Source organism: Catenulispora sp. GP43, assembly GCF_041260665.1.
GTDB lineage: Bacteria > Actinomycetota > Actinomycetes > Streptomycetales > Catenulisporaceae > Catenulispora.
Map to the genome: position 1 here is coordinate 198,495 of NZ_JBGCCT010000017.1, position 23,855 is coordinate 222,349.

Sequence of the window (23,855 nt, forward strand, 5' to 3'; positions counted from 1 at the left end):
TTCTACAAGCTCTGCGAACGCGCCGGTCTGTCATCTGGAGCACCACGCTCATCCCACCTTCGGGGTGGCCCGGGCGCCGTGGTGGATGTACCTCGTGCCGTCGGCGAGTTCGTAGAAGACCACGGAGAGCCAGGCGTCGAGCTCCGGGCGCTTGGTGAGGAACACGCCGGGCAGGAAGGTCCGCAGCGGCATCTCGATCGGGTCGCCGCCGGCCACGGTGGCGATGATCCCGGTGAGCGTGACGGTCATGACCAGACCGCCGTCGCGCTCGGTGATGTCCAGCCGCGTCGAGGCCCGCTCGTACGTGCCCACGTAGTCCGCCGGGTCGAACTCCAGCGGCTCGGCGGACGGCTCCAGCGCCGGCCGCATCCGTACCCCGGCGAACTCTTCGGCGATCTCGTCGAACACCGCGCGGTACAGCGCGAACGTGTCGCCGCCGTTGGTCAGCAGGCAGATCGCCAGATCGTGCTCGGGGAGGATCCGCAGGAACGCCGACTGGCCGATGGTGCCGCCGTCGTGGCCGTAGACCTTGGCGCCGTCCCACTCGTCCAGGAACCAGCCCAGGCCCCAGTGCGTGGCCAGGACCCAGCTGTCCGGCACCTCGATCTGCGGCTCCTGCATCGCCTCGACCGACTTCTGCGACAGCACTCGCGTGCCGTCCGCCGCGAGGCCTCCGTCCAGGTGCAGCTTGGCGAAGGCCAGCACCTCGCGCGGCGTGGAGTGGATCAAGCCGGCCGGTCCCGCGCTGCGCATCAGGCCCCAGACCGGAGCCGGGGCCGGCGGCGTGCCGATGTGGCCGAGGGCGGCGCGGTGCAGCAGCGCCTCCTCCGGCAGGGTGCCGGTCTGCTTCAGGCCCAGCGGCCGGAACAGCCGTTGCCGCATCAGCTCGTCCCACTGGACGCCGGTGACCCGCTCCAGGATCCGGCCCAGCAGCGTGAACCCGGCGTTGCAGTAGGACATCGTCGCGCCGAGCGGGTGGGTGAGCGCCACCTCGGCGAGCTGTGCCACGTACTTCTCCAGGTTGTCCTCGCCGCGGCCGGTGTCGGAGAAGAAGTCGCCGTCGATGCCGCTGCTGTGGGTCAGCAGGTGCCGCAGCGTGACCTGCGCGGCCACGGCGTCGTCGAGCAGCCGCAGCTCCGGCAGCACGTCCACCACGGGCGCGTCCAGCTCCAGCAGGCCCTCGTCGACCAGGGCCATGGCCACCGTGGCGGTCCACACCTTGGAGATCGAACCGATCTGGAACACGGTGTCGGTGCTGGCCTCGATGCCCGCGCCCTGGTGGGCCCAGCCGGCGGCGGCCTCGGCCAGCACCTCGCCGCGGTGCATGATCGCCAGGCTGGCGCCGACGCCGTGGGCCGCGACCAGCTCGGCCAGCCGGGCCTGCCAGCGGGCCGTCAGCGCGGGGTCCAGGGTGCTCTGCGCGGCTGGTGAATCAGTGGGCTGTGTTATCTCAGTGGGCTGGGTCACTTGCTTACTCCAATCAAGAGATATCGCCGATACCGGAAGCGGCATCAGGACGCGGTGTGGGTGAGGACCCAGTCGACGACCCGCCGGCAATAGTCGACACGGTGCGAGGGACGGCCGTTGAGGATGAACAGGTGCGAGCCGCCGGGGTACAGGACCATTCGAACCTGGACGCCCCGGACCTTCAACGCTTGGAACCACTGCTCGGCTTGGCCGGGCGGGCAGCGGTCGTCGGCGGCGCCGTGCAGGATGAGCGTGGGCGCGCGGACCGCGTCCACGTGGGTCAGCGGCGACAGGCGCTCTAGTTTCTCCGCGCCGCCGATCTCCAGCTCCGTGATCACCTGGCCCTCGTCGGAGGTGCCGGCCAGGGCCCGCAGGTCCGTGACCACGCCGCCGGGCACCACGGCCGCGAAGACCTCGCTGCGCGCCGACAGCCAGCAGGACATGAAGCCGCCGTAGCTGTAGCCGGTCAGGGCGATCCGGGCCGGGTCCGCCAGACCCTCCTGGACCAGCGCCGCCACCGGCTCCAGCACGTCCCGCTCGTCGGCCTCGCCCCAGCCGCCGGCCACCGCCCGGTAGTGGGCCTCGCCGTAGCCGTCGCTGCCGCGGATGTCGAGCACGAGGATCGTCCAGCCCTGTGCCACCAGCTCGTGGTGGTACAGGTGGACGGCGTCGGCCTGCGGACTCCAGGCGTTGTGCGGGCCTCCGTGCACATCCACCAGCAACGGACCGCCGGCCGGCGCGGCCGGCGCGGCCGGGTCGCGGATCACCCAGCCGGACACCACCGTGCCGTCGGAGACGGTGAACGCACGGTCCTGGTAGACCGGCAGCCGGACGTCGGGCAGTGCCGTCTCCATATGCCCGGTGAGCCGGCGGAACTTGCCGGAATCCAGGTCGACCACGCCGACCTCGCCGAACGTCGACTCGTCGGAATACACGAACGCGACGGTCCCCGCGGCCTGCGACACCTTCGCGCCGGTGACGCTGAGCCGCCGCGGCAGGTCGAGGTAGCGCGCCCGATCGGAACCGGCCGGCAGGACACAGAGCCGGGAGGAGCCGTGGTCGCGGACCGCGAACAGGATGTCCTCGCCGTGGAACTGCGCGAGCGCCCCGGGGTAGCCGGGCGCGCCCGGCATGACGTTGCGATCCTGGTCGGCGGCCAGCACGGCCGGGGCCGCGCCGTCCAGCGGTTGACGCAGCAGGTTGAGGTGTCCGACGGAGACGGTGGTACGGCCGGTGACCAGCAGCGCCGAGCCGTCCGGGTACCAGCTCAGCGGGCCGGTCAGCGCGATGCCGGTCCCGCACCGCCGCGGCGGTGCGGGGAGCCTGCCGGGCTCGACGTCCGCGGGGACGTCGATCACGTATGGCGCCGACGTGCTCAGGCGCTCCAGCCCCGGACCACGTTCGCCGATGAAAGCCAGCCGGGTACCGTCCGGCGACCACACTGGCGCCGCGCAGTTGTCAGTACCCTCGGTCAGTTGCTCGATCAAGCCGGAGGCGACGTCGACCACGAAGATCTGGGTCCGCGCCGGGCCGATCATGCCGGCGCCGTCCACCTTCCAGTGCAGGTCGTCGACGACCAACGGCGCGAACCGGGCGCCGACGACGTCGAGCGCGCTGAACGCGATCCGCGTGCCGTCCGGCGACCAGGCCGCCGGTCCCGCGCCAGGCGGGCGGGACTGGTCGGTGGTCAGTTGCCGGGCCTCGCCGCCGTCGACCCGGATGAGGTGCAGCTGGCCGGCCCGCAGGAACGCCACGGTGGTGCCGTCCGGCGACCAGCGCGGCGCGGCGTCGGCCGGGCCGTTGGTCAGCTTGCGCGGCGTGCCGCCCGTGGCGTCGACCAGATAGATCGCTGAGGCCGCGCCGTCCGATTCTTCATCCTGTCTGGTCAGCACATAGGCGACGCGCGAGCCGTCCGGGGACAGGTCGGGGTCGCCGGGGATCTCGAAGCGGTAGATGTCGTCAATCCTCAGCGGCCGGGTCATGACGCCTCCGGTGCGGTGATCGCGGGAAGGGCGGGGATACAGGACAGCAGCGTCCTCGTGGTCTCGTGGGCCGGGCGGGCCATCACCTCGGCGGCCGGTCCGCACTCGACCAGGCGGCCGGTTTCCAGGACCGCGACCTGGTCGCAGAGGTACCGGACCACAGCGAGGTCGTGCGAGATGAACAACAGCGCGAAGCCGAGATCCCGCTGAAGCCGGCGCAGCAGATTCAGCACCGCGCCCTGGACCGAGACGTCGAGCGCCGAGGTGACCTCGTCCGCGATCAGCACCCCGGGCCGGGCGGCGAGCGCGCGGGCCAGCGCGACGCGCTGACGCTGTCCGCCGGACAGGGCGTCGGGGAGCTGGACGGCGCGCGCCGGGTCGATGCCGACCAGGTCGAGGAGGCGGGCGACCTCGGCGACCCGCTCGGCGCGCCGAGCCTTGGGCAAGGCCTCCGCCACCGCCGCCCCGATGCTCAGCCGGGGGTCGAGCGAGGCGTACGGGTTCTGGAACACGAGCTGCACTGCGGTACGCCCGGGACGCCGGGGCTGGTCCACGCCGTCGACCAGGATCCGGCCGGCAGTCAGCGGCGCGAGGCCGACAACGGCCTTGCCCACCGTGGACTTGCCGGAGCCGGAGCCGCCGACCAGGCCGGTGACACTGCCGTCGGGGACGACGAGGTCCACGCCCTCGACGGCGGTGAACCGGCCGTAGCGCACCCCTACTCCGCGCAGTTCCAGGGAGCTCATTGCACCACCTCCGTCTTGGCACGGGTTGTGTCATCGCGGGTTGTGTCGCTGCCGACTGCTCGCGGGTACCAGCACGCCACCCGGTGCCCGGCGCCGTCCCCGGCCGGCGCCAGCACGGGCAGCTCGCCGCGGCAGCGGTCCCGCGCGAAGGCACACCGCGCCGCGAACGCGCAGCCCGAGACCTCCTCCCCCGGCTCCGGCGGCCGGCCCGGGATCGTGGCCAGCTCGCGGTCCAGGTCGGTGGCCATCGTCGGGATCGCGCCGACCAGGGCCCGGGTGTAGGGGTGCGCGGCGGCCTGGAACAACCGGCTGACCGGCAGCTCCTCGACGACCCGGCCCGCGTACATCACCAGGACCCGGTCGCAGACCTCGGCCACGACGCCCAGATCGTGCGAGATCAGCAGCAGCGCCGCGCCGGTGTCGGCCCCGACCCGGCCGAGCAGCTCCAGCACCTGCTTCTGCACGGTCACGTCCAGCGCCGTGGTCGGCTCGTCGGCGATGATCAGCCTCGGCTCGGCCATCAGCCCCATGCCGATGAACGCGCGCTGCCGCATGCCGCCGGAGTACTCGTGCGGCCGTTGCCGGGCGCGGCGGTCCGGGTCCGGGATGCCGACCGCGGCCAGCCGGTCCACGGCTCGGGCCAGCGCGGTCTTGCGAGTCTGGCCGAGGTGGACCTCGGCGACCTCGGCCAGCTGGCGGCCGACCCGCAGCGCCGGGTTGAGCGAGGTCATCGGGTCCTGGAACACCATGGCCAGCTCGGCCCCGAGCCGCCGGCCGGAGCGCGGGTCCGCGAGCAGGTCCTGTCCGTCGAAGCGCACGGCGCCTTGGACGTGACCGGGGTACGGCACCAGCTGGGCCAGTGCCAGCGCGGTCAGGCTCTTGCCGGACCCGGACTCGCCGACCAGACCGACGGCCTCCCCGGCCGCGACGGACAGGGAGACGTCGCGCACGGCGGTCCGCCCGCCGGGGAAGGAGACCCGCAGACCATTGACCTGGATCAGGGCGTCGGCGTCGGCGTCAGCGGCTGCGTCGGCGTCCGCCGGAGTCTGCGGGAGCGCCCCATCGGCGTCCACGGCCACGGAGGTCTGCGCGGTCTGCGCGGTCTGCGCGGTCTGCGCGGTCTGCGAGGTCTGCGCGGCCTGCTCGGCCGGAACCGCCCGCGCCGCCGTACGCCGACCGCCGGTCTGCGCGACCGCCTCGCCGAGCAGCCCGAACACCAGCCCGGCCAACACCACCGCGACCCCCGGGGCCAACGCCGAAGCCGGGTTCACGTAGATCCGGCTCAGTCCCTCGTTGAGCAGCCGGCCCCAGTCGTAGTCCGGGCTCTGCACGCCCAGGCCCAGGAACGACAGCCCGGCGAAGGCGATCAGCGACCCGGTGGCGGCCTGCGCCGCGAACAGCACGACCGGCTCGACGATGTTCGGCAGCACGTGCCGGATGACGATCCGGAACCGGCCGACGCCCAGGATCCGCGCCGTCGCCACGTAGTCCGAGCCGGCGACGGACGTCGCCAGGTTCTGGATCAACCGGGCCAGCGCCGGCACCAGCGCCAGTCCGATGGCCAGGACCGCCCCGGTGCTCCCGATGCCGAAGATGGTGGCGAGGAAGAGCACGAACAGCAGTCCCGGGAAGGCGACCAGCACGCCGACCACGCCCGTCACCGCCCGGCCGGCGCGTCGGCCCAGCACGCTCGGCGCCAGGCCCAGCAGCAGCCCGCCGGACAGGCCGATCGCCGTCGCGGACAGCCCGAGCCGGAGAGTGAGCCGGGTGGCGACGATCACCCGGGCCGCGATATCCCGGCCCAGGCTGTCGGTGCCGAGCAGGTGCGCGCCGCTGACGCCCTGGTTCATCGCCGCGGTGTCGATCTTCGAGGCCTGGTCGCCGAACACCACCGGTCCGGCCACCGCCAGCGCGGCCAGCAGCAGCGCGGCGGCCAGCGCCGCGGCGCCGAGCGGGGTGCGGACGGTCTGGCGCAGCCGGCGGGCCAAGGACGTCGGCGGGTCGGCGCGGATGTCGTCGCGCGCTGTGGTCGCAGCCACTGTGGTCGCAGCCATCAGGTCCCCCGTATCGTCGAGCGCGGGTCGATGGCGGCGACCGCCACGTCCACCGCGAACGTGATCAGCAGCGCGGCGGCTCCGTAGACCAACACCACGCCCTGCACCAGCGGATAGTCCTTGGTCGTGATGGCCTGCACGATCGTCGAGCCCAGACCCGGCCAGGCGAACACGTTCTCCACCAGCACCGTGCCGGCCAGCAGTGAGGTGAACAGCAGGCCGCCGATGGTCAGCGACGAGGTCAGCAGGTTCGGCAGCGCGTGCCGCAGGTAGACGAGCCGGGCCGGGAGACGCTTGGCGCGCGCCGTGCGCATGTAGTCCTCGGTCAGGACGCGGAGCGCCTCGACCCGGACCACCCGGGCCAGCGATGCCGCCGGGACCACGGTCAGCGACAGGACCGGCAGCACGTACGAGGACAGATCCGACTGCCCGGCCACCGGGAACACCTGCCACCACACCGCGAACACCGCGACCAGCCCGACCGCCAGCAGGAACTCCGGCAGCGCGGCCAGGACCCCGGTGGTCGCGGCGAAGGCCAGCTCGCCCCGCCGGCGGCGGCCGTCCCTGGTGAGGACGGCCGCCAGCATGCCGATCGGGATGCCGACCAGCAGGATGAGCACCACAGCGGGGATCACCAGCTGCAGCGTTGAGGGGAGCCGGTCGGAGATGATCTGCGAGACCGGCATCTGGGAGACGATCGAGTCACCGAACCGGCCGTGGAGCAGGTTCGTCAGGAAGTCGCCGTACTGCTCGAGCAGCGGCCGGTCCAGACCCAGGTCGTGGCGCCGGGCCGCGACCTGAGCCGGGTCGGCGGAGATCCCGAGGGCGGCGCGGACCGGGTCGCCGGGGATCAGGTGGATCATCGCGAAGGACGCGGTCACCACCACGGCCAGCGAGGCCAGCAGCCGGCCGGTGCGCCGGGCCAGGAAGCCGGGCCAGGTGTCGCCGGTCAGCGCGGCGGCGGCGCGGCGGAGCGGCGGGACCGCATTGCCCGGGGCCGCACCACGCGGGTCCGCACCACCCGAGACTGCACCACCCGAGACTGCACCGCCCAGGTTCGCGCCGCTCGGGCCCGCACCGCCCGGGACGGACCGGCCCGCACCGCCGCCCGGGGCGCCCGATCCGCCGGGGCCGGCTCCGGCGTTCGCGACCTCGACCGGGGCCATCAGCTGCCCGCTCGCAGGCTGCTCGGGACGGGCCCGGCGCCGTCGACGTCGTAGCCGACGCCCTTGCCGTACCAGCCGATCAGGCTGTCGTCGATCGGCACCACGTCCACCCGCTTGACCAGCGCGGCGTCAGCCTGTTGCCACATCGGACAGCCGTCCTTGCCCGCCACCGCCATCGCCTGCTTGCTCAGCCTGGTGTAGTCCGGGTTCGCGATCGCGCCGAAGTTGGTGCCGTTCGGCGGAGTCGGGCCGTCGTAGAACCGGGCCAGCTGGTCCGGCAGCGGAACGCTGACCGGGATCCAGGAGACGTCGTAGCCTCCGGAGGCCAGGGTGGTCACCGTCGTGGTCGCGTCCACGACCTTGTCCTGGACTTTCACCCCGAAGTCGGTCCACTGCTTGGCGGCCAGCTCATAGGAGGCGGCCGCGTCCGGGCCCAGCTGCGAGGAGTGCAGCTGGGTGATGGTCAGCTGCTTGCCGTCCTTGCTCCAGCCCCCGCTGCCCTTCGTCCAGCCGGCCGCGGTCAAGTCGGCGGCGGCCTGGACCGGGTCGTGCGCCGGAAGGTTGCCGGTGACGCTGTCGCCGGTGCACGGGGTCGGGGCCACTTCGCCGATCGAGGTGGCCGGCTGCCCGGTGCCGCCGGTGGCCACCGAGCCGATCTGCTTCAGATCCAGCGCCTCGACCAGCGCCTTACGCACCGCGGGGTCGGCGGTGTCGTGCCCGGCGGCCTCGTTGAAGGTCAGGAAGCCGAAGGGCGTCAGGGCACTCTTCTTGCCGACGCGGGCCCCGTCCAGGCGCTGGGTGTCGGGGCCGTTGATCTCGGCGATGTTCAGCTGGCCGGACAGCAGCATGTTCGCGGCCGTCGACGGGTTCGCCACCACCTTGAAGATCACGGTGGCCGGCATGTCGGCGTCAGTGGCGCCGCCCGGGCCCCAGTTGTACCCCGCACGCTTGGTGTACGTGTAGTGGTCGCCGGGGACGGCCTGGGTCAGCTGGTAGGGGCCGCTGGCGTTGGTGGCCTTGGCCAGTGCCGCCGGATCGGCCAGGTTCTTCTGGCACACCAGCGGCAGCAGCTGGGTCATCTCGACGATGAACGGCGCCGGGACCTGCGTGATGACGGACACGGTCCGCGCGGCGTCGTCGGCCGTGGCCTTCGCGGTCGCCGGGACCACGACACCGAGCAGCGGCGAGGCGTTCTTCGGATCGGCGATGTAGTTGTACTCGGCCGCGACGTCGGCGGCGGTCAGCGGCGTGCCGTCCTGGCAGGTGACACCGGCCCGGATGGTGAACGTCGCGGAGGTCGAGTTCGCGGTCCACTTCTCGGCCACACCCGGGCTGAGCTTGCCATCGTTGGAGATGTGGATCAGCCGGTCGTACGAGTACCCGATCATCAGGACCGCGGTCCCGGCCAGCGCCGCCGTCGGACTCAGCGTCCCGGGGTCGGAGCCGATGCCGATGGTGACCGTCGCGCCACCATCGGCCTTGCCCCCACCACCGGCCCCGGCCCCGGCGGACGACCCACCGCACGCCGCCAGCGACACCCCCACCGACGCGGCAACCGCCACCCCCAGCGACCGGCGAATGTGCCCCACCCTCCGCGCTCCGAAGCCCGCTCTGCTGCTCATCAGCCCTGCTCCTTCTGCCGCCACGCCTACGAGTGGATGAACTGTAGGCAGCGGGCGGAGGGGCCGCCCTCGTGGTGACGGACGAAAAAGCAGCGCGGCAGTAGTGCGATCGTCCGAAGACGGCCAGTACTTGGAGCACGAGACTGGACAAGACCAGCGCCCGGGGTGTCCTGCGCGGGGCCGGGCAGCGCGCCCGGGCCGCCGGGTTGCTGCCGCCCCTGGGCAGCGTCGGCGAGCTGTCGCGCCTGCACCGTTCCTTATCGCTGTGCCCTGATTTAAAATGGAGCGCGGAGCGTGGAGCCCTTCGGCCACACGGGGAGCTCCGCGATGGATGGCCGAACATCTATCCAGGTCCGTGTGTGTTTCGCTGTCCACGGCCGACCCGATAACGGTAAGGGATGCTCAGAAGGCGATCGTGAACCGGCCGTCACCGAGTTTGCGCAGCCAGCCGCGATCGGCGAGCTTGGTCATCTTCCCGCGCAGCGGCTCCGACTTGCCGCGCACCTCCACCGGCAGACCGAGCTTCTCGCCGACCTCCTTGACCTTCACCGGCCCGGCCGCATCGCGCACGATAGCCAAGATCCGCTGGTAGTCCGGCGGCAGCGCCTCGGCGTCGAGGCCGCCGACACGGGCCGGGATCAGCAGCACCGACCGGCCGCCCATCTGTGCCTCCGGCGGCGCGGGCGCCAGCGACAAGTACTCACCGAAACCCTGCTCGCTGATCCGCTGCACGACGCGCTCAGCCACCACGAGTTCGTCACGCTCGACGCGCACATCGGCCAGCCGCTTGACCAGCTCCTCTTCCAGGAGATCCAGCTCGGCACGCCGAGCGGCGATCCGGCCCAGCATCACGGAATCCGTCATAACGACCGAGCGTAGAAACAGCACCACGCCCCGCGACCCCGAAACGGCGGAACGTCAAACGATCGAGACCACAGACAGGCGCACACGACCAGCACGAGCGCTCACGAACCACGCCATGCCAGCACTCTGAACAGCCACTTCAGGATGGTGGATCTTCACTGAACCTGAACACGGTCGCGCGCTATGTCAAAGTCACCGTGACCGCGCGACCGGGATGGACCATGACGGACGAACTGCAGATATACGGGAACTGAAACAGTAGCCTGGTGTGGGCCCACTTCCGGGGCCCACACCACAGATCCCGCCGGAGCAGCCTCATATGGCCCAGCCTGTTCGCACGGTGACCGATGAGGTTGTCATCGCCTACCACCGCTTCGACCTCGAAGACGCCGATCGCGACAACGTCGAGGAACCGCCATCGCATGACTGGCTCCCACAAGACAATCTGACCGTGCGCCAAGGCATCGTCTACATGGTGAGCCCGGGACACACCTTCTCCGCCCTGGTCACCATGCAGGCCTGGTCCGAAGAGCCGCCCAGGCAACCAGGGGGCCTGTGGGAGACCACAGCCGAGCTCGATATGGTTTGCCGCTCAGGAACCGTCACCACGGTCAACGGAACGAGAGACCACCGCACCGCACCGCTCCTTCTCAGCGACGGGCCGATGGTGTACCGTCTCCGCGTCAACTCCCGCGGGCACGAGCGCATGCGTGAGCTGGAAGGCGGCGGTGGCATTCCGGAAGAGGGTGAAGAAGACCGCCCGGGAGAGGAATACCTCTTCCAGTTCTGGCCGGCGCGGCCAATCCCGGACGAGCTCACACCACCATTCCACCCGAAGCAGTCGCCCCGAGTCCCGGACGCGTTGCGACAGCGGTGAACAGTGGACACGGCCGTGTGGCCGCGGGCTTCGCCGTCGCGATCGCCGGCCTGGCGGGCCAGGTCCAGGGCGGCGCGGGCGTGGCCGAGTTCATCGCTGAGCCGGCCCAGACCCTCGCAGACGAGCGCCGCGGTGCGTTCGACGCGAGCCAGGCTGCGCAGGTCGCCGCGGGTTCGCCAGATCGCGCGGGATTCTGCCAGATGGGCCAGGGCCACGTCGGGCTCGCCGGTCCGCCAACGGCCCAGGGCGGCGTCGCACAGCGGAGCGCTCAGCCAGGTGGCGTCTCAGCAGGACTCGAACTACCCGAGCCCTGTCGGCTGCGTCCGGCGGTCGGTGCTACCGCAGGGTGCCGACGCATCATCAGGAGGCTGAGGCGATCCGTATCGTGGCCTCCCGCGCGGCGGTGGACGTGACCAGCCCCGCGGCGGCGGTCCCGTACTTCGCGATGAACGCCTGGTCGATCTGTTCGAGCGGTCCGGGGTCGTCGGTGTGCAGGGTGACGTCGCGGACGACGTCGTCGATGCGGATCCGGCCGCGGCCGTGCTCGCGCGATGCCTGGTACCAGCGCGAACGGGGTCCGCTGTAGGCGCGGACGTACAGCTGATCGTCGACGACGACCATGCCGATCTCCACTTCGTCCGAGGCTTCGTCGCCGACGGTCAGGATGAGCGACTGCCGGCCGGCGAGCAAAGCCAGTTCGTCCGGGGTCCAACTGGTCGTAGTAGATGTCATGTCCATCAGTGTCACCCGGCACCATGCGGGCCGCATTTCGGTGAATGGGGGAAGCTCCCCCGGCATTGCTTAAGCATCGGTCCCGCCCCATGCACCCCGAAACTGTGCCGTCGTTTGACTGCGGCGCATCGACCGCGCTGGGCGAAAGATGAAGCCCAGACAAGGAAGAAAGGGTGCATTCACATGAGCAGGACTTCGGTCACCTTTGACAGCGCCGGCATCACGTTGGCCGCCGACCTCTATCTGCCGGACGGCCCGGCGGCCGGCCCGGCGACCGGCCCGTGGCCGGCGCTGGTGGTGGGCCACCCGGGAACAGGGGTCAAGGAGCAGACCTCCGGTCTGTATGCGGGGCAGTTGGCCGAGCGCGGCTTCGTGGCGTTGGCCTTCGACGCGGCCTATCAAGGCGAGTCCGGCGGAACCCCGCGCGGCCTGGAGGACCCCGCGCAGCGCATCGAGGATTTCAAGGCGGCGGTCTCCTACCTGACCACCCGCGAGGAGGTCGACGCCGGCCGCATCGGGCTGCTGGGCGTGTGCGCGTCGGGCGGCTATTCGCTGGCTGCGACGGCTGCGGACCACCGGGTGCGTGCCGTGGCGACGGTTTCCACCGCCGAGCCGGCCCGCCAGTTCCGCTACGGCGCCGACGGCACGCAGTCGCCGGCGGTCTTCCAGTCCCTGTTGGACGCTGCGGCGCAGGCTCGCTCAACGGCCGCCCGCGGGGACGATCCCGGGGTGATGACGATGTTCCCCGCCACGGCGGAGGAAGCCGGTGCGCTCGGTGGCGCTCACGGTGTGGAGGGTTGGGAGTACTACTGCAGCGCCCGCGGATACCATGAGCGTTCTGCGAAGTTCCTGGCGTGGGAGAGCATCGACAGGATGGCGGTCAGCGACGTCTTCTACGCAGTCCCGCTGATCGGCCCCCGCCCCATGCTGCAGATCCTGGGCGAGCACGCCGTGACCGCCTGGATGGGCCTTGAGGCGCACCGTCGTGCCGCCGGTCCCGCCGAGGTGCACTGGATCGAGGGCGCCAGCCATGTGGACCTGTACGACAAGCAGGAGTACATCGGCCTTGCCGTCGACAAGCTCACGGCGTACTTCACCGAGAACATGAGCGCCTCCTGAGCCGCCGCCGGTAGCCGGCTACCGCTCGCATCGAGTACCTCACGCGGCCTGCGCACGAACCCGGCCATCGTTGACCGCATCGACGAGCGCCTGGTGGTCCTTCTCGTTCTGATCGGCATAGGCCTCGGCGAACCAGGCGACGGCGTGATCGAACACATCGCTCTTCCCGAGGTAGGAGGCGATGGCGATCCTGTCGGAGGAGCGTGCGTGGGCCCGCGCCAACGTGGCTCCGCACAGCTCCCCGAAGATGCGCATCGAGTGGGGCACCATGGTCCTGGACTCCAGGATGCCCTTCCAGTCACGCAACTGCCTGACATAGAAGTCGTGCCACCCGCCGTGGGCGTCCTGGCCACGCTTCCAACCGAGCATGATGTCCCCGACCGCCTGCATCAGCCGCTGTCCGGCCACGACCCGGTGGCCCTGGTGCAGGTAGGGGCTCTCGCCGGCGTGGTCCGCCAGCACGGAGCGGTTGGCCTCCTTGATCTGGAGGAACAGCGGGTCCCGCTCGTCGGATCCGGCCAGCAGGACGATCCAGCAGCGGGTGCCGACGCTGCCGACGCCGACGACTTTGCGGGCCATGTCGACGACGCGGTACTGGTCGAGCAGCATGCGCAGGTCCGAACTCAGGCTGCGGCTGTAGCGCCGGACCAGGTCCCGGATCCAGGTCTCGAGCTGCCCGCGCTCCAGGTCCGGGAGCAGGTCGGCCAGCGGCACGACGAGCGGCGGGTCGGCGACGATACGCGGACGCCCGTCGATGATCGTGGTCAGTTTCCCGGCCGCCTGCAGGCTGTCCCGGCCTTTGGCCTTGGCCAGCATGCGCCGGAAGTTCCTACGCCGTTGCGCGTCGAGCTGGTCGGTGTAGAGCCTGCCGATGAGCTCGGTGTTCCCGTGCGCGTACCAGACGTCGAGGTTGGTCATCCCGGCGAAGGCGCGCATCGCCTCGCGATAGCCGCGGACCATGGACCTGACCACGATCTCCCGCTGGTGGTCGTCGAAGTCGTTCTCCCGTCCGGCGATGGCGAGGCTGGCGGCGAGCCGCTTGACGTCCCACTCCCACGGGCCGCGCAGCGTTTCGTCGAAGTCGTTGATGTCGAAGACCAGCTGGCGCTCCGGCGATCCCAGAAGGCGGAAGTTGAGCAGGTGCGCGTCCCCGCACAGCTGCGCCCGCATCTCGGATCTGGGGGTCGCGGCCAGGTCCGCGGCCATGATCGAGGCGGCTCCGCGGTAGAAGCGGAACGGGGACTCGATCATTCGCCCGTAGCGGATGGGCACGAGATCCGCGACCGACGTCGAGGCCTGGGCCCGCACCTGGTCGACCACCGGTCGGCGGTCGGCGGCGGGTGCCCAGTCGCCGTGACTCGACCTGGGCGCGTGGTGCCGAGCGGCTCGTCCGCGCTTCACGCGTTCTTCGGGGGTCAGATACGGGCGACCGGTGACGACGCCTTTTCTGGATTCGGACATCCGAATGCACCTCCGACGCCGCCAGGGCTATTACCTTGATCAATTTTATGGTCTTTTGGGATAGAACACCCAGTCAGGGGGTGCTCCCGCCCGGCTTCGAACCCGTGACCACCGGATTGGCAGCTCCGACAGGTGGCGGCGTGGTCAGGACCCGCCCGAAGTAGTCGGTCGATCCAGCCTTCGTCTGGAACAGCTTCTCCAGATCCAGGCCCTTGCCCGCGAGTGCGGTGCAGGCGGGGACGATCGCCTCAGCCCCGGCGGGCGACTGGATTTCGGGCAGCTGGCCTCCGCTGAAGCAGGGGTCGACGCTCAGCCCCGTGGGCTGGCCGGAGAACTGCTCCTCGCCGGTCGCCGCGCGCCATGCGGCCAGGTTGGTGTACGTCGTGTTGCCCCAGACCGCGTACCACTGTCCGGACGAGGCGTAGTAGTCGTTGCCCTGCAGGGTGGCGTGCGAGGCGGTGAGTGCGAGCACGGTGGCCACCGGCGATCCGTCGGTGACGAGGACGTTGTTGCGTACGGTGATGCCCTTCTGGCTCCCGCTCACCAGCAGTGCCGGTGCCTGTCCCCCAGTGCCGGACATCACCACGGTGTTCTGGTAGACGTCCAGGCCGCTGATATACGACCCGTAGACGGTCAGGCCTCCGTTCTGCGGCAGCCTGCGACCGTCGTTGTCGCTGATGTTGTAGCGGATCGTGTCGCCGCTGTAGAGGCCGCTGGGCTGGTCGGTGTAGGCGTACATGCCGGGTCCGTCGTTGTGGTAGGCCAGGTCGTACTGGATCGTCGAGGCTGAGACGTTGTCGTCCAGGCCGAACCCGGCGCCGTCGGCGAGGGAGGCGGTGTGATTGTCGTACGCGGTGTCGTGCTCGATGACCACGCCGGTGGAGTTGTACGTCCAGATCCCCACGGGTCCGTCGTGGGCAAGGCGCGCCGAATTGGAGCCGTTGCCGTGAGCACTGGATCCGGTCACCACGGCGCCGCTGACGCTGCCCAGGGCCATGCCGTTCCCGGTGCTGTGAACGAGCACCGAGGGGTCGCCGGGGTTGTCGTACACCTCGACGGCTTCGATATCGATGTTCTGGTTCGCGTACGCGGGGTGGGCCACGTCGAAGGCCGGGCCGTACGTCTTCAGCCCGGAGTCCTCGTTGCCGTGCAACCGCGCCTGACGGACCGCAACGTCGGCGAAGCCCGTGCCACCGGCGGCGCCGATCGCGATACCGGTCTGGAATTTGGAGACGTCGACGTCGGAGATGGTGACGTGGTTGGGCTTCGTGCCGCTGTGCAGGTCGCTGTAGAGGTTGATGCCGGTGCCATGGGAGTAGGGCCCACCGACCCCGGTGATGGTGAGGCCCCGGATGTCCACTCCCCCGGTGTCGTGCACGTCGATGCCGTCGCCGGACGACTCCAGGACGGCGTTTCCGGTGCCGTACGAGCCGATCACCACAGGTTGTCCGGCGTTGCCCGCTTCGCCGGCGGCCACCATGAGAGTGCCGGAGAACCGGGCTCCGCCCTGAAGCAGGATCTGGTCTCCGGGCCGGAGCTGCGTTTTCTCGACGCGCGCCAGGGACTGCCACGCCGCGCCGGCCGAGGTACCGGAGGAGTCGTCGTGGCCGCTCGGGCTGATGTAGTACGTGTGCACCGCCGGCGCGTAGTGGGGAAGATCAGTGCAACCACTCGCGACGACCGCCAGACCCACGGTGGCAACCGCCCACGGCACAACGCGGGCGAACCCGGTGGCGACCATCGACCGGGGCATGGCGATCAGACTTCCATCAACGCGGGACGGACTCGATACCCGGACCGGTCCGCCTGTCGGGCCTGGTCGGCGAACCACGCGACAGTACGCTCCAAGCCCTCCTCGATGGAGACCACCGGAGACCAGCCGAGTTGCTCCCGGGCCCGGGTGATCACGGGCTGTCGGTGGGTCGGGTCGTCGACGGGCAGCGGGCGGTACTCGATCCGCGAGCGTGAGCCGGTGGCTTGAAGGACGAGATCCGCCAGTTCGCGGACGGTGTGCTCGCGGGGGTTGCCGAGGTTGACCGGGCCGTCGCAGCCGCTGTCGGCCATCGCCGTGATGCCGCGGATGAGGTCCTCGACGTAGCAGAAGCTGCGCGTCTGGCTGCCGTCGCCGTAGATCGTCAAAGGACTGCCCTCCAGCGCCTGCCGGATGAAGGTGGACACCACCCGGCCGTCGTACGGCCGCATCCGCGGGCCGTAGGTGTTGAAGATCCGGACTATACCGACATTCAGGGCACGGCTGCGCCGGTAGGCAGATGACAGCGCCTCCGCATAGCGCTTGGCCTCGTCGTAGACGCTGCGCGGGCCGATCGGGTTGACGTTGCCCCAGTACTCCTCGGGCTGGGGGTGGATCACGGGGTCTCCGTAGACCTCGCTGGTTGAGGCGAGCAGGAAGCGCGCGCCGTGTCGCAGCGCCAAGCGCAGGGCGTTCTCAGTCCCCCGGCTGCCGACGGCCAGCGTTTCCAGCGGCAGCCGGTCGTAGTCCGGCGGTGAGGCGGGGCTGGCGAGATGGGCCACGACGTGCACGGGTGCCGGCACGTCGAAGGGTGCTGTCACGTCGGCTCGCACGGGTCGGAAGCCGGGATGGCCGCACAGGTGGGCGATGTTCTCCGGGCTGCTCGTGGAGAAGTTGTCCAGGCACCAGACCGTGTCGCCTCTGCGCAGCAGGGCTTCGCAGAGATGGGCGCCCAGGAATCCGCTTCCTCCGGTCACGACGACATGCACGGTTCTCCTCCTCGATCGGGTGACACCGACGCGGTCGGTGACGTGGACGGTGACGTGGACGGTGACGTGGACGGTGACGTGGACGGTGACGTGGACGGTGACGCCGGGGTGGACTCCGGCACAGGCGGGGACAACATCGGTCGGCCCGGCACGCACACGCTCCAGCCGGCCGACCACCAGGGCCGCGGGTCCAGGCTGTTGCGGGCGTCCAGCAGCGCGGGCGTGCGCACCACCTCGGCGAGCGCCGCGGGATCGAGCTCGCGGTACTCCTGCCAGGGAGTCAGGTGCAGCACCAGGTCGGCGTCTTCGCAGACCTTGGGGATGTCCGGGGCGTAGGTCAGTTCGGGGAAGGCGGCCCGCGCGTTGTCGAGCGCCTGCGGGTCGTGGACCCGGACTTCGGCCCCCTCCCGTTGGACGGCGGCGGCGACGGCCAGGGCCGGCGAGTCACGCACGTCGTCGCTGTCGGGCTTGAACGAGGCGCCGAGGACCGCCACGCGGCGGCCGGCGAACGTCCCGCCGAGAAGCTCCCGTGCGCGGTCGACGGCGCGCTGCCGCTGCCGGAGGTTGATCCGGTCGATCTCGTGCAGGATCCGCACCGACTCGGCGGCTCCGATCTCCGCGGCGCGGGCCGCGAAGGCCCGGATGTCCTTGGGGAAGCAGCTGCCGCCGAATCCCAGTCCGCTCTGCAGGAACCGGGGGCCGATCCGCGGGTCGGCGCCGAGCGCCGCGGACAGGACCGCGACGTCCGCGCCGGCCGCGTCGCAGACCTCTGCCATGGCGTTGATGAAGGAGATCTTGGTCGCGAGGAAGGCGTTCGCCGCCACCTTCACCAGCTCGGCGGTGGCCGGGTCGGTGCAGAAGAACGGGACCTTCGCCCGCAGCATGGGCTCGTAGACGGCCCGCAGGACCGCTTCGGCGTGCGCGGAGGTCACTCCCACGACGAGTCTGGCCGGTCGCAGGGTGTCCTCGACGGCTGACCCCTCGCGCAGGAATTCGGGGTTCCAGGCGACCTCGCTGCCGGGGGACACCGCGGCGAGCCGGGCACCGAGGCGGGCCGCGGTGCCGACCGGCACGGTGGACTTGCCCACCACCAGACTGCCGGGGCTCATGTGCGGGGCCAGACCGTCCACGACGGCGTCGACGTACCGCAGGTCGGCGGCCTTGCCGTCCGGGCGTTGCGGGGTGCCGACGCAGATGAAGTGGGTGCTCGCGGCGGTGGCGGCCTCCGCGAGGGAGGTCGACAGCCGCAGCCGCCCGGATGCCAGAGCCCGGGTGAGGATCTCGTCCAGGCCCGGTTCGCGGACGGGCGCCCGGCCCGAGGCCAGGGCGGCGATCCGTTCGGCGTCGATGTCGACGGCGAGAACCTCGTGTCCGATGTCGGCCATGCACGCGGCGTGCACGGCTCCGACATATCCGGTTCCGATGACTGTGATCTTCATATCCTTACTCCTGTCCGGCTGTCCTTCGCCGGCTGGCGCCGGACATAGCCATTGGGGTTGAGCCGCTGGAAGCGCCAGGCGTCCCGGCACATGGCGGCCAGGTCGCGGGTGGGGTGCCAGCCCCAGGCCCGCGCCACGGCGGTCGCGTCGGCGACCAGTTCGGGCACATCCCCCGGGCGGCGGGCCACGATCCGATAGGGGATCGGCCGGCCGCAGGCGGCGCCGAACGCCTCGATGACCTCGAGGACCGAGCGCCCCCTTCCGACACCGAGGTTGTACACGCGCATGCCCGGTCCGTCGTCGATCCGGTCCAGTGCGATCCGGTGCGCCTGGGCCGTGTCCATGACGTGGATGTAGTCCCGTACGGCGGTGCCGTCGGCGGTGGCGTAGTCGTCGCCGAACACGTCGATGCGCGCGAGCCGGCCGACGGCCACCTGGGCCAGGTACGGCATCAGGTTCGCGGGGACTCCGCGGGCGTCCTCCCCCAGCAGTCCGCTGGGGTGGGCGCCGACCGGGTTGAAGTACCGCAGGCCGACCACCGTGAACTCCGGGCACCGGCGGCACACGTCGGCCAGGATCTGCTCGCAGACCCACTTGGACGCCGCGTACGGATTGGTGGGCCGGGCCGGGGTGGCCTCGTCCAGCGGCCCGGCTCCGGCTCCGGCGTCGCCGTAGATCGAGCAGGACGAGGAGTAGACCAGCCGGTGCACCCCGTGCTCGTGCATGGTCCGCAGCAGGTTCGTCGTGCCGCCGACGTTGGTGTCGTAGTACTCCACCGGCATCCGGGTCGACTCGCCGACGGCCTTGCGGGCGGCGAGGTGCACGACGGCGTCCACCCGGTGCTGATCGAAGATGGCTGACAGGGCCCGCCGGTCGCAGATGTCCGAGGCGTACACGGCGCCGACGCGACGGCCGGTGAGTTCCTGGACGCGCCGGAAGACCTGCGGCGTGCTGTTGGAGAAGTCGTCGACGACGAGCACGTCGTAGCCGTGGCTGAGCAGTGCGGCACACGTGTGGCTGCCGATGAACCCCGCGCCTCCGGTGATGAGGACAGATGTCGTCATGGTGATCACCCGTGCAGGACGGCGAGTGCGTACGCCGGGTAGAGGCAGATGGACGCGACCAGGGGCAGCAGCGGCAAAGCAGAGATCATCAGCGGGGTGCGGGCGGTGGCGAACGCGCTGCGCGGACGGGTGCCGGCTGCCTTGGCGGCCTCGCTGACGTGCAGCGTGGCGACCAGGATGCTGACCACCGTGTACACACACGAGCCGAGGATGCACAGGAAGACGTATCCCACGGCCGGTCCGGTCAGCTCCCCGATGATCGCGGCCGTCGAAAGGCCGATGGCGATGGCGACGAACGGCAGGACCAGGCCCTTGGGCAGTGTCTCGTGTCCGGTGCGGTCCTTGGGGGTGACCTTGAAGTAGATGGGCCGGCGGAACGTCTCCTGCACGATCGCCCCGAGCACGCCCCAGGCGACGTATGGCCAGCGCGCGAGCATGAACAGCCACAACTCCCAGCTCAGGACCGGCGCGGTACGCGGCCGTAACAGCCCTCTGCTGCGCAGCAGGAGCAGCAACGCGAGCAACCAGATCGTCATCGCCCACATGTGCCCGAGGAACGCGGCGTAGTTGACGCTCACCCAGACCCGGCCGGTCACCGCGGCGACGGCGGGCAGGGCGATGCCGGCCATCGCGCCGAGCGCCAGCAGCGGGTAGTAGATCAGGACGATCGCGAACCGCAGCTGCATGCGCAGCGGCAGCCGGTGCATGTGCCGCGGGATCATCCCGAACATCATGGCCACCAGGCTGCGCGACCACTGGTACTCCTGGGTGACCATGTCTGTGAAGGTCATGGGGCCCAGCCCGTGGGCCTCGGCGTCGATCGCGAAGGCACCCTGCCAGCCGGCCGAGTTGAGCAGGAACGTGGTGGTGAAGTCCTCGGCCAGGTCGGGCCCGAGGCCGCCGATCTCGCGCAGGGCCCGGGTGCGGACGCCGTAGTGGGATCCGATGCACACCGGGGCGAGCCGGTCGACGTGCCCGAGTTGGAACGGGCCGTGGAACGGGGCCTCCCGGTACAGCCGGCCCCGGGCGGCCCAGGAGTCCGCGGCGTTGGCGTCGCAGATGCTGGGTGCGGCGACGTAGCCGATGGCCGCGTCGGCGAAGGGCCGAACCACCTCGGCGAGGTAGGTGGGGCCCGGCTCGTGGTCACAGTCGAGCTGGACGACGACGTCGTAGTCCCGGTACCCCCACCGGTCGTAGAAGTAGGCGAGGTTGCCTTCCTTGCACTTGGTGCGGCGGGGCCATGTGGCGCGGTTGTACTCAGGGACCCCGCGCCGCGTGGACACGTGGATGCCATGCCAATCGCACCACTGGTCGATCTCGGCGGACGGGTCCTCGTCGCAGAGCCAGACGTCGTAGGCATAGGGGAAGTCCTGGGCGAGCATGGCCTCCAGCGTGTGGCGCGCCATGGACCACGGTTCGGAGGGGGCGCGGGTCACGGCGATGGCGAGCCGCACGCGAGGGATCCCGGTCGCGGGATCGACCTTGGGCAGCCGCGAGACCGCGAGCAGGAAGTAGCTGGCCTGACAGGTGAGGTAGAGCAGCAACAGGCTGGTCAGTAGCAGCCCACCCCAGGTCACCAGGTGCCCCGGCTCCAGCCACCACTGCCAGAACACGACGAAGCAGACCGCCCAGCCGGCCGCCAGTATGGCGATGGTGACCCGGTCGCGGGTAGAAAGCGCGGGAATCAGGGTCGACCGGTTGATCCGGAACTTGTGCGCCGGACGCGCGAAGAGCGGGCCGTGCGCCGTGATCCGGGCGACGCGGCCGCCGGAGAGCTCTACGATCTGCGCTTCCAGCGACGCTTAGGCGGCGGGGTCGGGCTGGCGGCGGGTCGTGGCCCGGCGCTTCCACCTCGCGGCTGCCGCGGTGAACTTCATCATGCGTCCCCTGGTTCCGGGAGAGCTTCTCCACTGTTTCTTGGGACCAGGCTTGGCCGCGAACGTCCAGCTTGAGCTAAGACGTTGTCAATTTCTCGTCAAGGCGTCCTTCAGCATCACATCAAGACGGCCCGCGCGATTTCTTGAGGAGATCTTGAGCGGGCCCAGACATGGCCTTGGGGCAGTACCGGGAGGCTCTGGCCAGGCAGACGGAAAGGACGGCGTGCCGATGGCCGGAGTGCAACCGTCGGAAACCGGCGACGGACCGGTGAGCCACGCGTACCTTTCCCGGATGCGCGACGCGGTGGGTGAGGCGACGCTGCAGCGCTACGCACAGGGATACCTCGACCTGCTACCAGTGCGGCTCGCCCGGATCGGCCGAGCGATCAGCGCCGACGAGGCCGCCGAGGCCGAGCACGTGATAGTCGACCTCCAGATCAGCAGCAAGATGCTCGGCGCCTCGAGGTTGGCCGAGAAACTGGCCGCGCTCGAGTCGTCGCTGCACGCCGGTCTCAGACCGAGTGCCGGGCAACTCGCCGGCATCCGCGCCGAGGCGGAGCTGGTGGCCGCGACGGTCCGCGGCTTGACGCGATCTTGAACGGTTTCGCGGCTTCAGCAGGTGTCTGCTTCACGGCCGGTCGTTCTGGCCTGATGTACAGGGCTATCTGTACAGTACACCCTGTAGATCTGCTAGCCTGACGCCATGACCGACACCCCTGCGGCGGCAACGGCCGCGGCGGACATCCTTGTCCTCACCAAGGCCCGATGATGGGCCCGACCGTCGCCACGGCGACACCCCGTCCCGGGAAGATCGTCGCGATCGGCCTGAACTATGCCGCGCACGCCGCCCAGATCGGCCGCGCCATCGCCGCCGCACCCCAGATCTTCTTCAAAGCACCCAGCGCGGTCATCGGCGAAGGCGATGCCATCGTGCTGCCGCGCCAGTCGGCGTGGGTGGAGCACGAAGCCGAACTCGGCGTCGTCATCGGCCGCCGGCTGCGGCGGGTGTCCGGCGCCGACGCGCTGGCCGGCGTCGCAGGCTACTGCTGCGCCAACGACGTCAGCGCCCGCGACATCCAGCACGCCGACGGACTGCCGGACTACGCCAAGTCGTTCGACACCTTCTGCCCGCTGGGCCCGGTCGTCCCGGCGGCGTCGGTGGACCCCGCCGACCTGGAGGTGCAGTGCCTGGTCAACGGCGAAGTGCGGCAGCGCGGGCGGACCTCGGAGCTGCTCCACCCGGTCGCCGGCCTGCTCGCGCACATCACCGCCGCCATGACGTTGGAACCCGGCGACGTCGTCCTGACCGGCACACCCGCCGGCACCGGACGGCTGTGCGCCGGGGACACGGTCACGATCCGGATCGAGGGCGTCGGGTCGTTGACCAACCCGGTGATCGCGGAGGCCGATCCCCCACGCGGCGGGCCGGCGGCGCGGTTGCCGGGGGTGTGACGTGCGCCGACGATGGGTGGATGCAGGGTGATCAGCAGCCGGACGTGCCGTGACCTACACCGCGTTCATGGAGCACTGCGCCCAGGCGTTCGAGTTCGTGGGAGCGGTCGTCCTCGCCGTGGGCCTCGCCACCGCCCTGGTGCTCGCCGCTGTGACATGGCGTCGGACCTCGGACGGCGGCAAGGCCTTCCGCCTGCTGCGCGGCTTCTTCGGCGGCGCGCTGCTGCTGAGCCTGGAGATCCTGGTCGCCGCGGATCTTCTCAGGACGGTCGCCGTCTCGCCCACGCTCGAGGAGGCGGGCGTGCTGGCGATCATCGTGCTGATCCGCACCTTCCTCAGCTTCTCGCTGGAGATAGAGATCGAGGGCGTCGTCCCCTGGCGCCGCGCCACGATGAGCGGTGCGACTGTCGCCCGCCAGTCGATCGCGCGGGCGAAGCCTCAGAATCATGAGCGTGATGGCCGCCCGTGAAGCTACGGTCGACCAGGTCGGTCAGGCCCAGCGTCCGCAACGCGGGGACGACGATGCGGCGGTTGTTCTTGCTGTTCCGGGGCGCGGCCTCAGCGATTAGCCGCACATCTTGTCCTCGGCCTTCCCCCGCCTCAATGTTCGAAGCCGTAACGTGGACAGCGGCGGCCCCTCATTGTGCGGGGCCTGACATGTCCCCGCAGGCAGTAAGGCAATCAATGGACGATGGCCGTCTGTACACCAAAGAAGGCCACCCGATCCGGGTACGCGACGACAAGGTGTACGACAAGTCAGGGCAGCAGGTAGGCCGCCTGGTCGACAACAAGGTGTACGCACCTGACGGCCGGTACGCCGCGACCGTGGTCGGCGACCGGCTCGTCTATCGCGCGAGCGACAACCGCCAGGTGTCCCCGCCCTTCGTTCCCCGCCCGGTTCTGCCGATGACAGCGCTCAAGCAGCTGCCCTCGATGATCCTCGGCGAGGAACCGTTCCGAGTCGACCTGGAGCAGGTACATGATGACGATCCCGAGGGTCACCACCGCGGTCAGCGCCAGACCCGCGACGATCGTGACCCGTGACCGCACGGTCCTCCAAGTTTTTCCATCAGCTGCTCCGATCGGGGGTTCGGACGGTTCTTCCAGGTCACCGGGACGATGGGAAGGCGCGGCTTTCAGAACGCTTACCGTTCAAAACCACCAGGCCGGCCGGTCGCAGCCACCTCCACATGG

20 protein-coding genes are annotated in these 23,855 nt (G+C 70.5%); 6 read left to right on the forward strand and 14 right to left on the reverse strand.

Going from position 1 to position 23,855, the window contains the following annotated elements:
* Positions 1 to 48 precede the first annotated feature (48 nt).
* The 7 genes from ABH926_RS30890 to ABH926_RS30920 all read right to left on the reverse strand — a co-directional run bounded on the left by ABH926_RS30890 (position 49) and on the right by ABH926_RS30920 (position 9,886).
* Positions 49 to 1,467, reverse strand: a complete 1,419-nt coding sequence (locus ABH926_RS30890; protein ID WP_370369401.1) for a serine hydrolase domain-containing protein — start codon at positions 1,465 to 1,467, stop codon at positions 49 to 51.
* 44 nt (positions 1,468 to 1,511) lie between these two features.
* On the reverse strand, positions 1,512 to 3,449 hold the full coding sequence (locus ABH926_RS30895) for a prolyl oligopeptidase family serine peptidase (protein WP_370369402.1): 1,938 nt from the start codon (positions 3,447 to 3,449) through the stop codon (positions 1,512 to 1,514).
* Positions 3,446 to 4,195, reverse strand: a complete 750-nt coding sequence (locus tag ABH926_RS30900; protein ID WP_370369403.1) for an ABC transporter ATP-binding protein — start codon at positions 4,193 to 4,195, stop codon at positions 3,446 to 3,448. The genes ABH926_RS30895 and ABH926_RS30900 overlap by 4 nt, the downstream gene beginning before the upstream one ends.
* Positions 4,192 to 6,249, reverse strand: a complete 2,058-nt coding sequence (locus tag ABH926_RS30905) for a dipeptide/oligopeptide/nickel ABC transporter permease/ATP-binding protein (RefSeq protein WP_370369404.1) — start codon at positions 6,247 to 6,249, stop codon at positions 4,192 to 4,194. Before ABH926_RS30905 ends, ABH926_RS30900 begins: the two co-directional genes overlap by 4 nt.
* Positions 6,249 to 7,415 carry an ABC transporter permease gene (locus tag ABH926_RS30910; protein WP_370369405.1) on the reverse strand — a complete coding sequence of 389 codons (1,167 nt, stop codon included), beginning with the start codon at positions 7,413 to 7,415 and terminating at the stop codon, positions 6,249 to 6,251. The genes ABH926_RS30905 and ABH926_RS30910 overlap by 1 nt, the downstream gene beginning before the upstream one ends.
* Positions 7,415 to 9,037, reverse strand: coding sequence for an ABC transporter substrate-binding protein (locus ABH926_RS30915; protein ID WP_370369406.1), 1,623 nt, complete (start codon positions 9,035 to 9,037; stop codon positions 7,415 to 7,417). Before ABH926_RS30915 ends, ABH926_RS30910 begins: the two co-directional genes overlap by 1 nt.
* A gap of 402 nt (positions 9,038 to 9,439) precedes the next feature.
* Positions 9,440 to 9,886 (reverse strand): hypothetical protein, encoded by a 447-nt coding sequence (locus ABH926_RS30920; RefSeq protein WP_370369407.1) that lies wholly within the window; start codon positions 9,884 to 9,886, stop codon positions 9,440 to 9,442.
* A 334-nt stretch (positions 9,887 to 10,220) separates the two neighbouring features.
* Between ABH926_RS30920 and ABH926_RS30925 the strand changes: the two genes are divergently transcribed.
* Complete coding sequence (locus ABH926_RS30925; protein ID WP_370369408.1) at positions 10,221 to 10,778, forward strand: hypothetical protein; 558 nt, start codon at positions 10,221 to 10,223, stop codon at positions 10,776 to 10,778.
* 360 nt (positions 10,779 to 11,138) lie between these two features.
* Here ABH926_RS30925 and ABH926_RS30930 read toward each other — a convergent pair whose 3' ends face one another.
* Positions 11,139 to 11,510, reverse strand: a complete 372-nt coding sequence (locus tag ABH926_RS30930) for a DUF2255 family protein (protein WP_370369409.1) — start codon at positions 11,508 to 11,510, stop codon at positions 11,139 to 11,141.
* 183 nt (positions 11,511 to 11,693) lie between these two features.
* Between ABH926_RS30930 and ABH926_RS30935 the strand changes: the two genes are divergently transcribed.
* On the forward strand, positions 11,694 to 12,629 hold the full coding sequence (locus tag ABH926_RS30935) for an alpha/beta hydrolase (RefSeq protein ID WP_370369410.1): 936 nt from the start codon (positions 11,694 to 11,696) through the stop codon (positions 12,627 to 12,629).
* 39 nt (positions 12,630 to 12,668) lie between these two features.
* Here ABH926_RS30935 and ABH926_RS30940 read toward each other — a convergent pair whose 3' ends face one another.
* The 6 genes from ABH926_RS30940 to ABH926_RS30965 form a co-directional block, all read right to left on the reverse strand.
* The gene (locus tag ABH926_RS30940; protein ID WP_370369411.1) at positions 12,669 to 14,090 is read right to left on the reverse strand and encodes a DUF2252 domain-containing protein; all 1,422 of its coding nucleotides are present in this window, start codon (positions 14,088 to 14,090) and stop codon (positions 12,669 to 12,671) included.
* A gap of 73 nt (positions 14,091 to 14,163) precedes the next feature.
* Positions 14,164 to 15,843 carry a right-handed parallel beta-helix repeat-containing protein gene (locus tag ABH926_RS30945; protein ID WP_370369412.1) on the reverse strand — a complete coding sequence of 560 codons (1,680 nt, stop codon included), beginning with the start codon at positions 15,841 to 15,843 and terminating at the stop codon, positions 14,164 to 14,166.
* Positions 15,844 to 15,848: 5 nt separating this feature from the next.
* Complete coding sequence (locus tag ABH926_RS30950; RefSeq protein ID WP_370369413.1) at positions 15,849 to 16,829, reverse strand: UDP-glucuronic acid decarboxylase family protein; 981 nt, start codon at positions 16,827 to 16,829, stop codon at positions 15,849 to 15,851.
* Positions 16,814 to 18,268: a UDP-glucose/GDP-mannose dehydrogenase family protein gene (locus tag ABH926_RS30955; protein ID WP_370369414.1), complete on the reverse strand. Its 1,455-nt coding sequence runs from the start codon at positions 18,266 to 18,268 to the stop codon at positions 16,814 to 16,816. Before ABH926_RS30955 ends, ABH926_RS30950 begins: the two co-directional genes overlap by 16 nt.
* Positions 18,265 to 19,332: a UDP-glucose 4-epimerase GalE gene (gene galE / locus ABH926_RS30960; RefSeq protein ID WP_370369416.1), complete on the reverse strand. Its 1,068-nt coding sequence runs from the start codon at positions 19,330 to 19,332 to the stop codon at positions 18,265 to 18,267. The genes ABH926_RS30955 and galE overlap by 4 nt, the downstream gene beginning before the upstream one ends.
* Before the next feature lie 5 nt (positions 19,333 to 19,337).
* Positions 19,338 to 20,945: a glycosyltransferase family 2 protein gene (locus tag ABH926_RS30965; RefSeq protein ID WP_370369417.1), complete on the reverse strand. Its 1,608-nt coding sequence runs from the start codon at positions 20,943 to 20,945 to the stop codon at positions 19,338 to 19,340.
* Between the two features lie 556 nt (positions 20,946 to 21,501).
* Between ABH926_RS30965 and ABH926_RS30970 the strand changes: the two genes are divergently transcribed.
* The 4 genes from ABH926_RS30970 (at position 21,502) to ABH926_RS30985 (ending at position 23,705) form a co-directional block, all read left to right on the forward strand.
* Positions 21,502 to 21,807, forward strand: coding sequence for a hypothetical protein (locus ABH926_RS30970; protein WP_370369418.1), 306 nt, complete (start codon positions 21,502 to 21,504; stop codon positions 21,805 to 21,807).
* Positions 21,808 to 21,974: 167 nt separating this feature from the next.
* Complete coding sequence (locus tag ABH926_RS30975) at positions 21,975 to 22,661, forward strand: fumarylacetoacetate hydrolase family protein (RefSeq protein ID WP_370369419.1); 687 nt, start codon at positions 21,975 to 21,977, stop codon at positions 22,659 to 22,661.
* A gap of 49 nt (positions 22,662 to 22,710) precedes the next feature.
* The gene (locus ABH926_RS30980; RefSeq protein ID WP_370369420.1) at positions 22,711 to 23,130 is read left to right on the forward strand and encodes a DUF1622 domain-containing protein; all 420 of its coding nucleotides are present in this window, start codon (positions 22,711 to 22,713) and stop codon (positions 23,128 to 23,130) included.
* A gap of 188 nt (positions 23,131 to 23,318) precedes the next feature.
* Positions 23,319 to 23,705 carry a hypothetical protein gene (locus ABH926_RS30985; RefSeq protein WP_370369421.1) on the forward strand — a complete coding sequence of 129 codons (387 nt, stop codon included), beginning with the start codon at positions 23,319 to 23,321 and terminating at the stop codon, positions 23,703 to 23,705.
* Positions 23,706 to 23,855 lie beyond the last annotated feature (150 nt).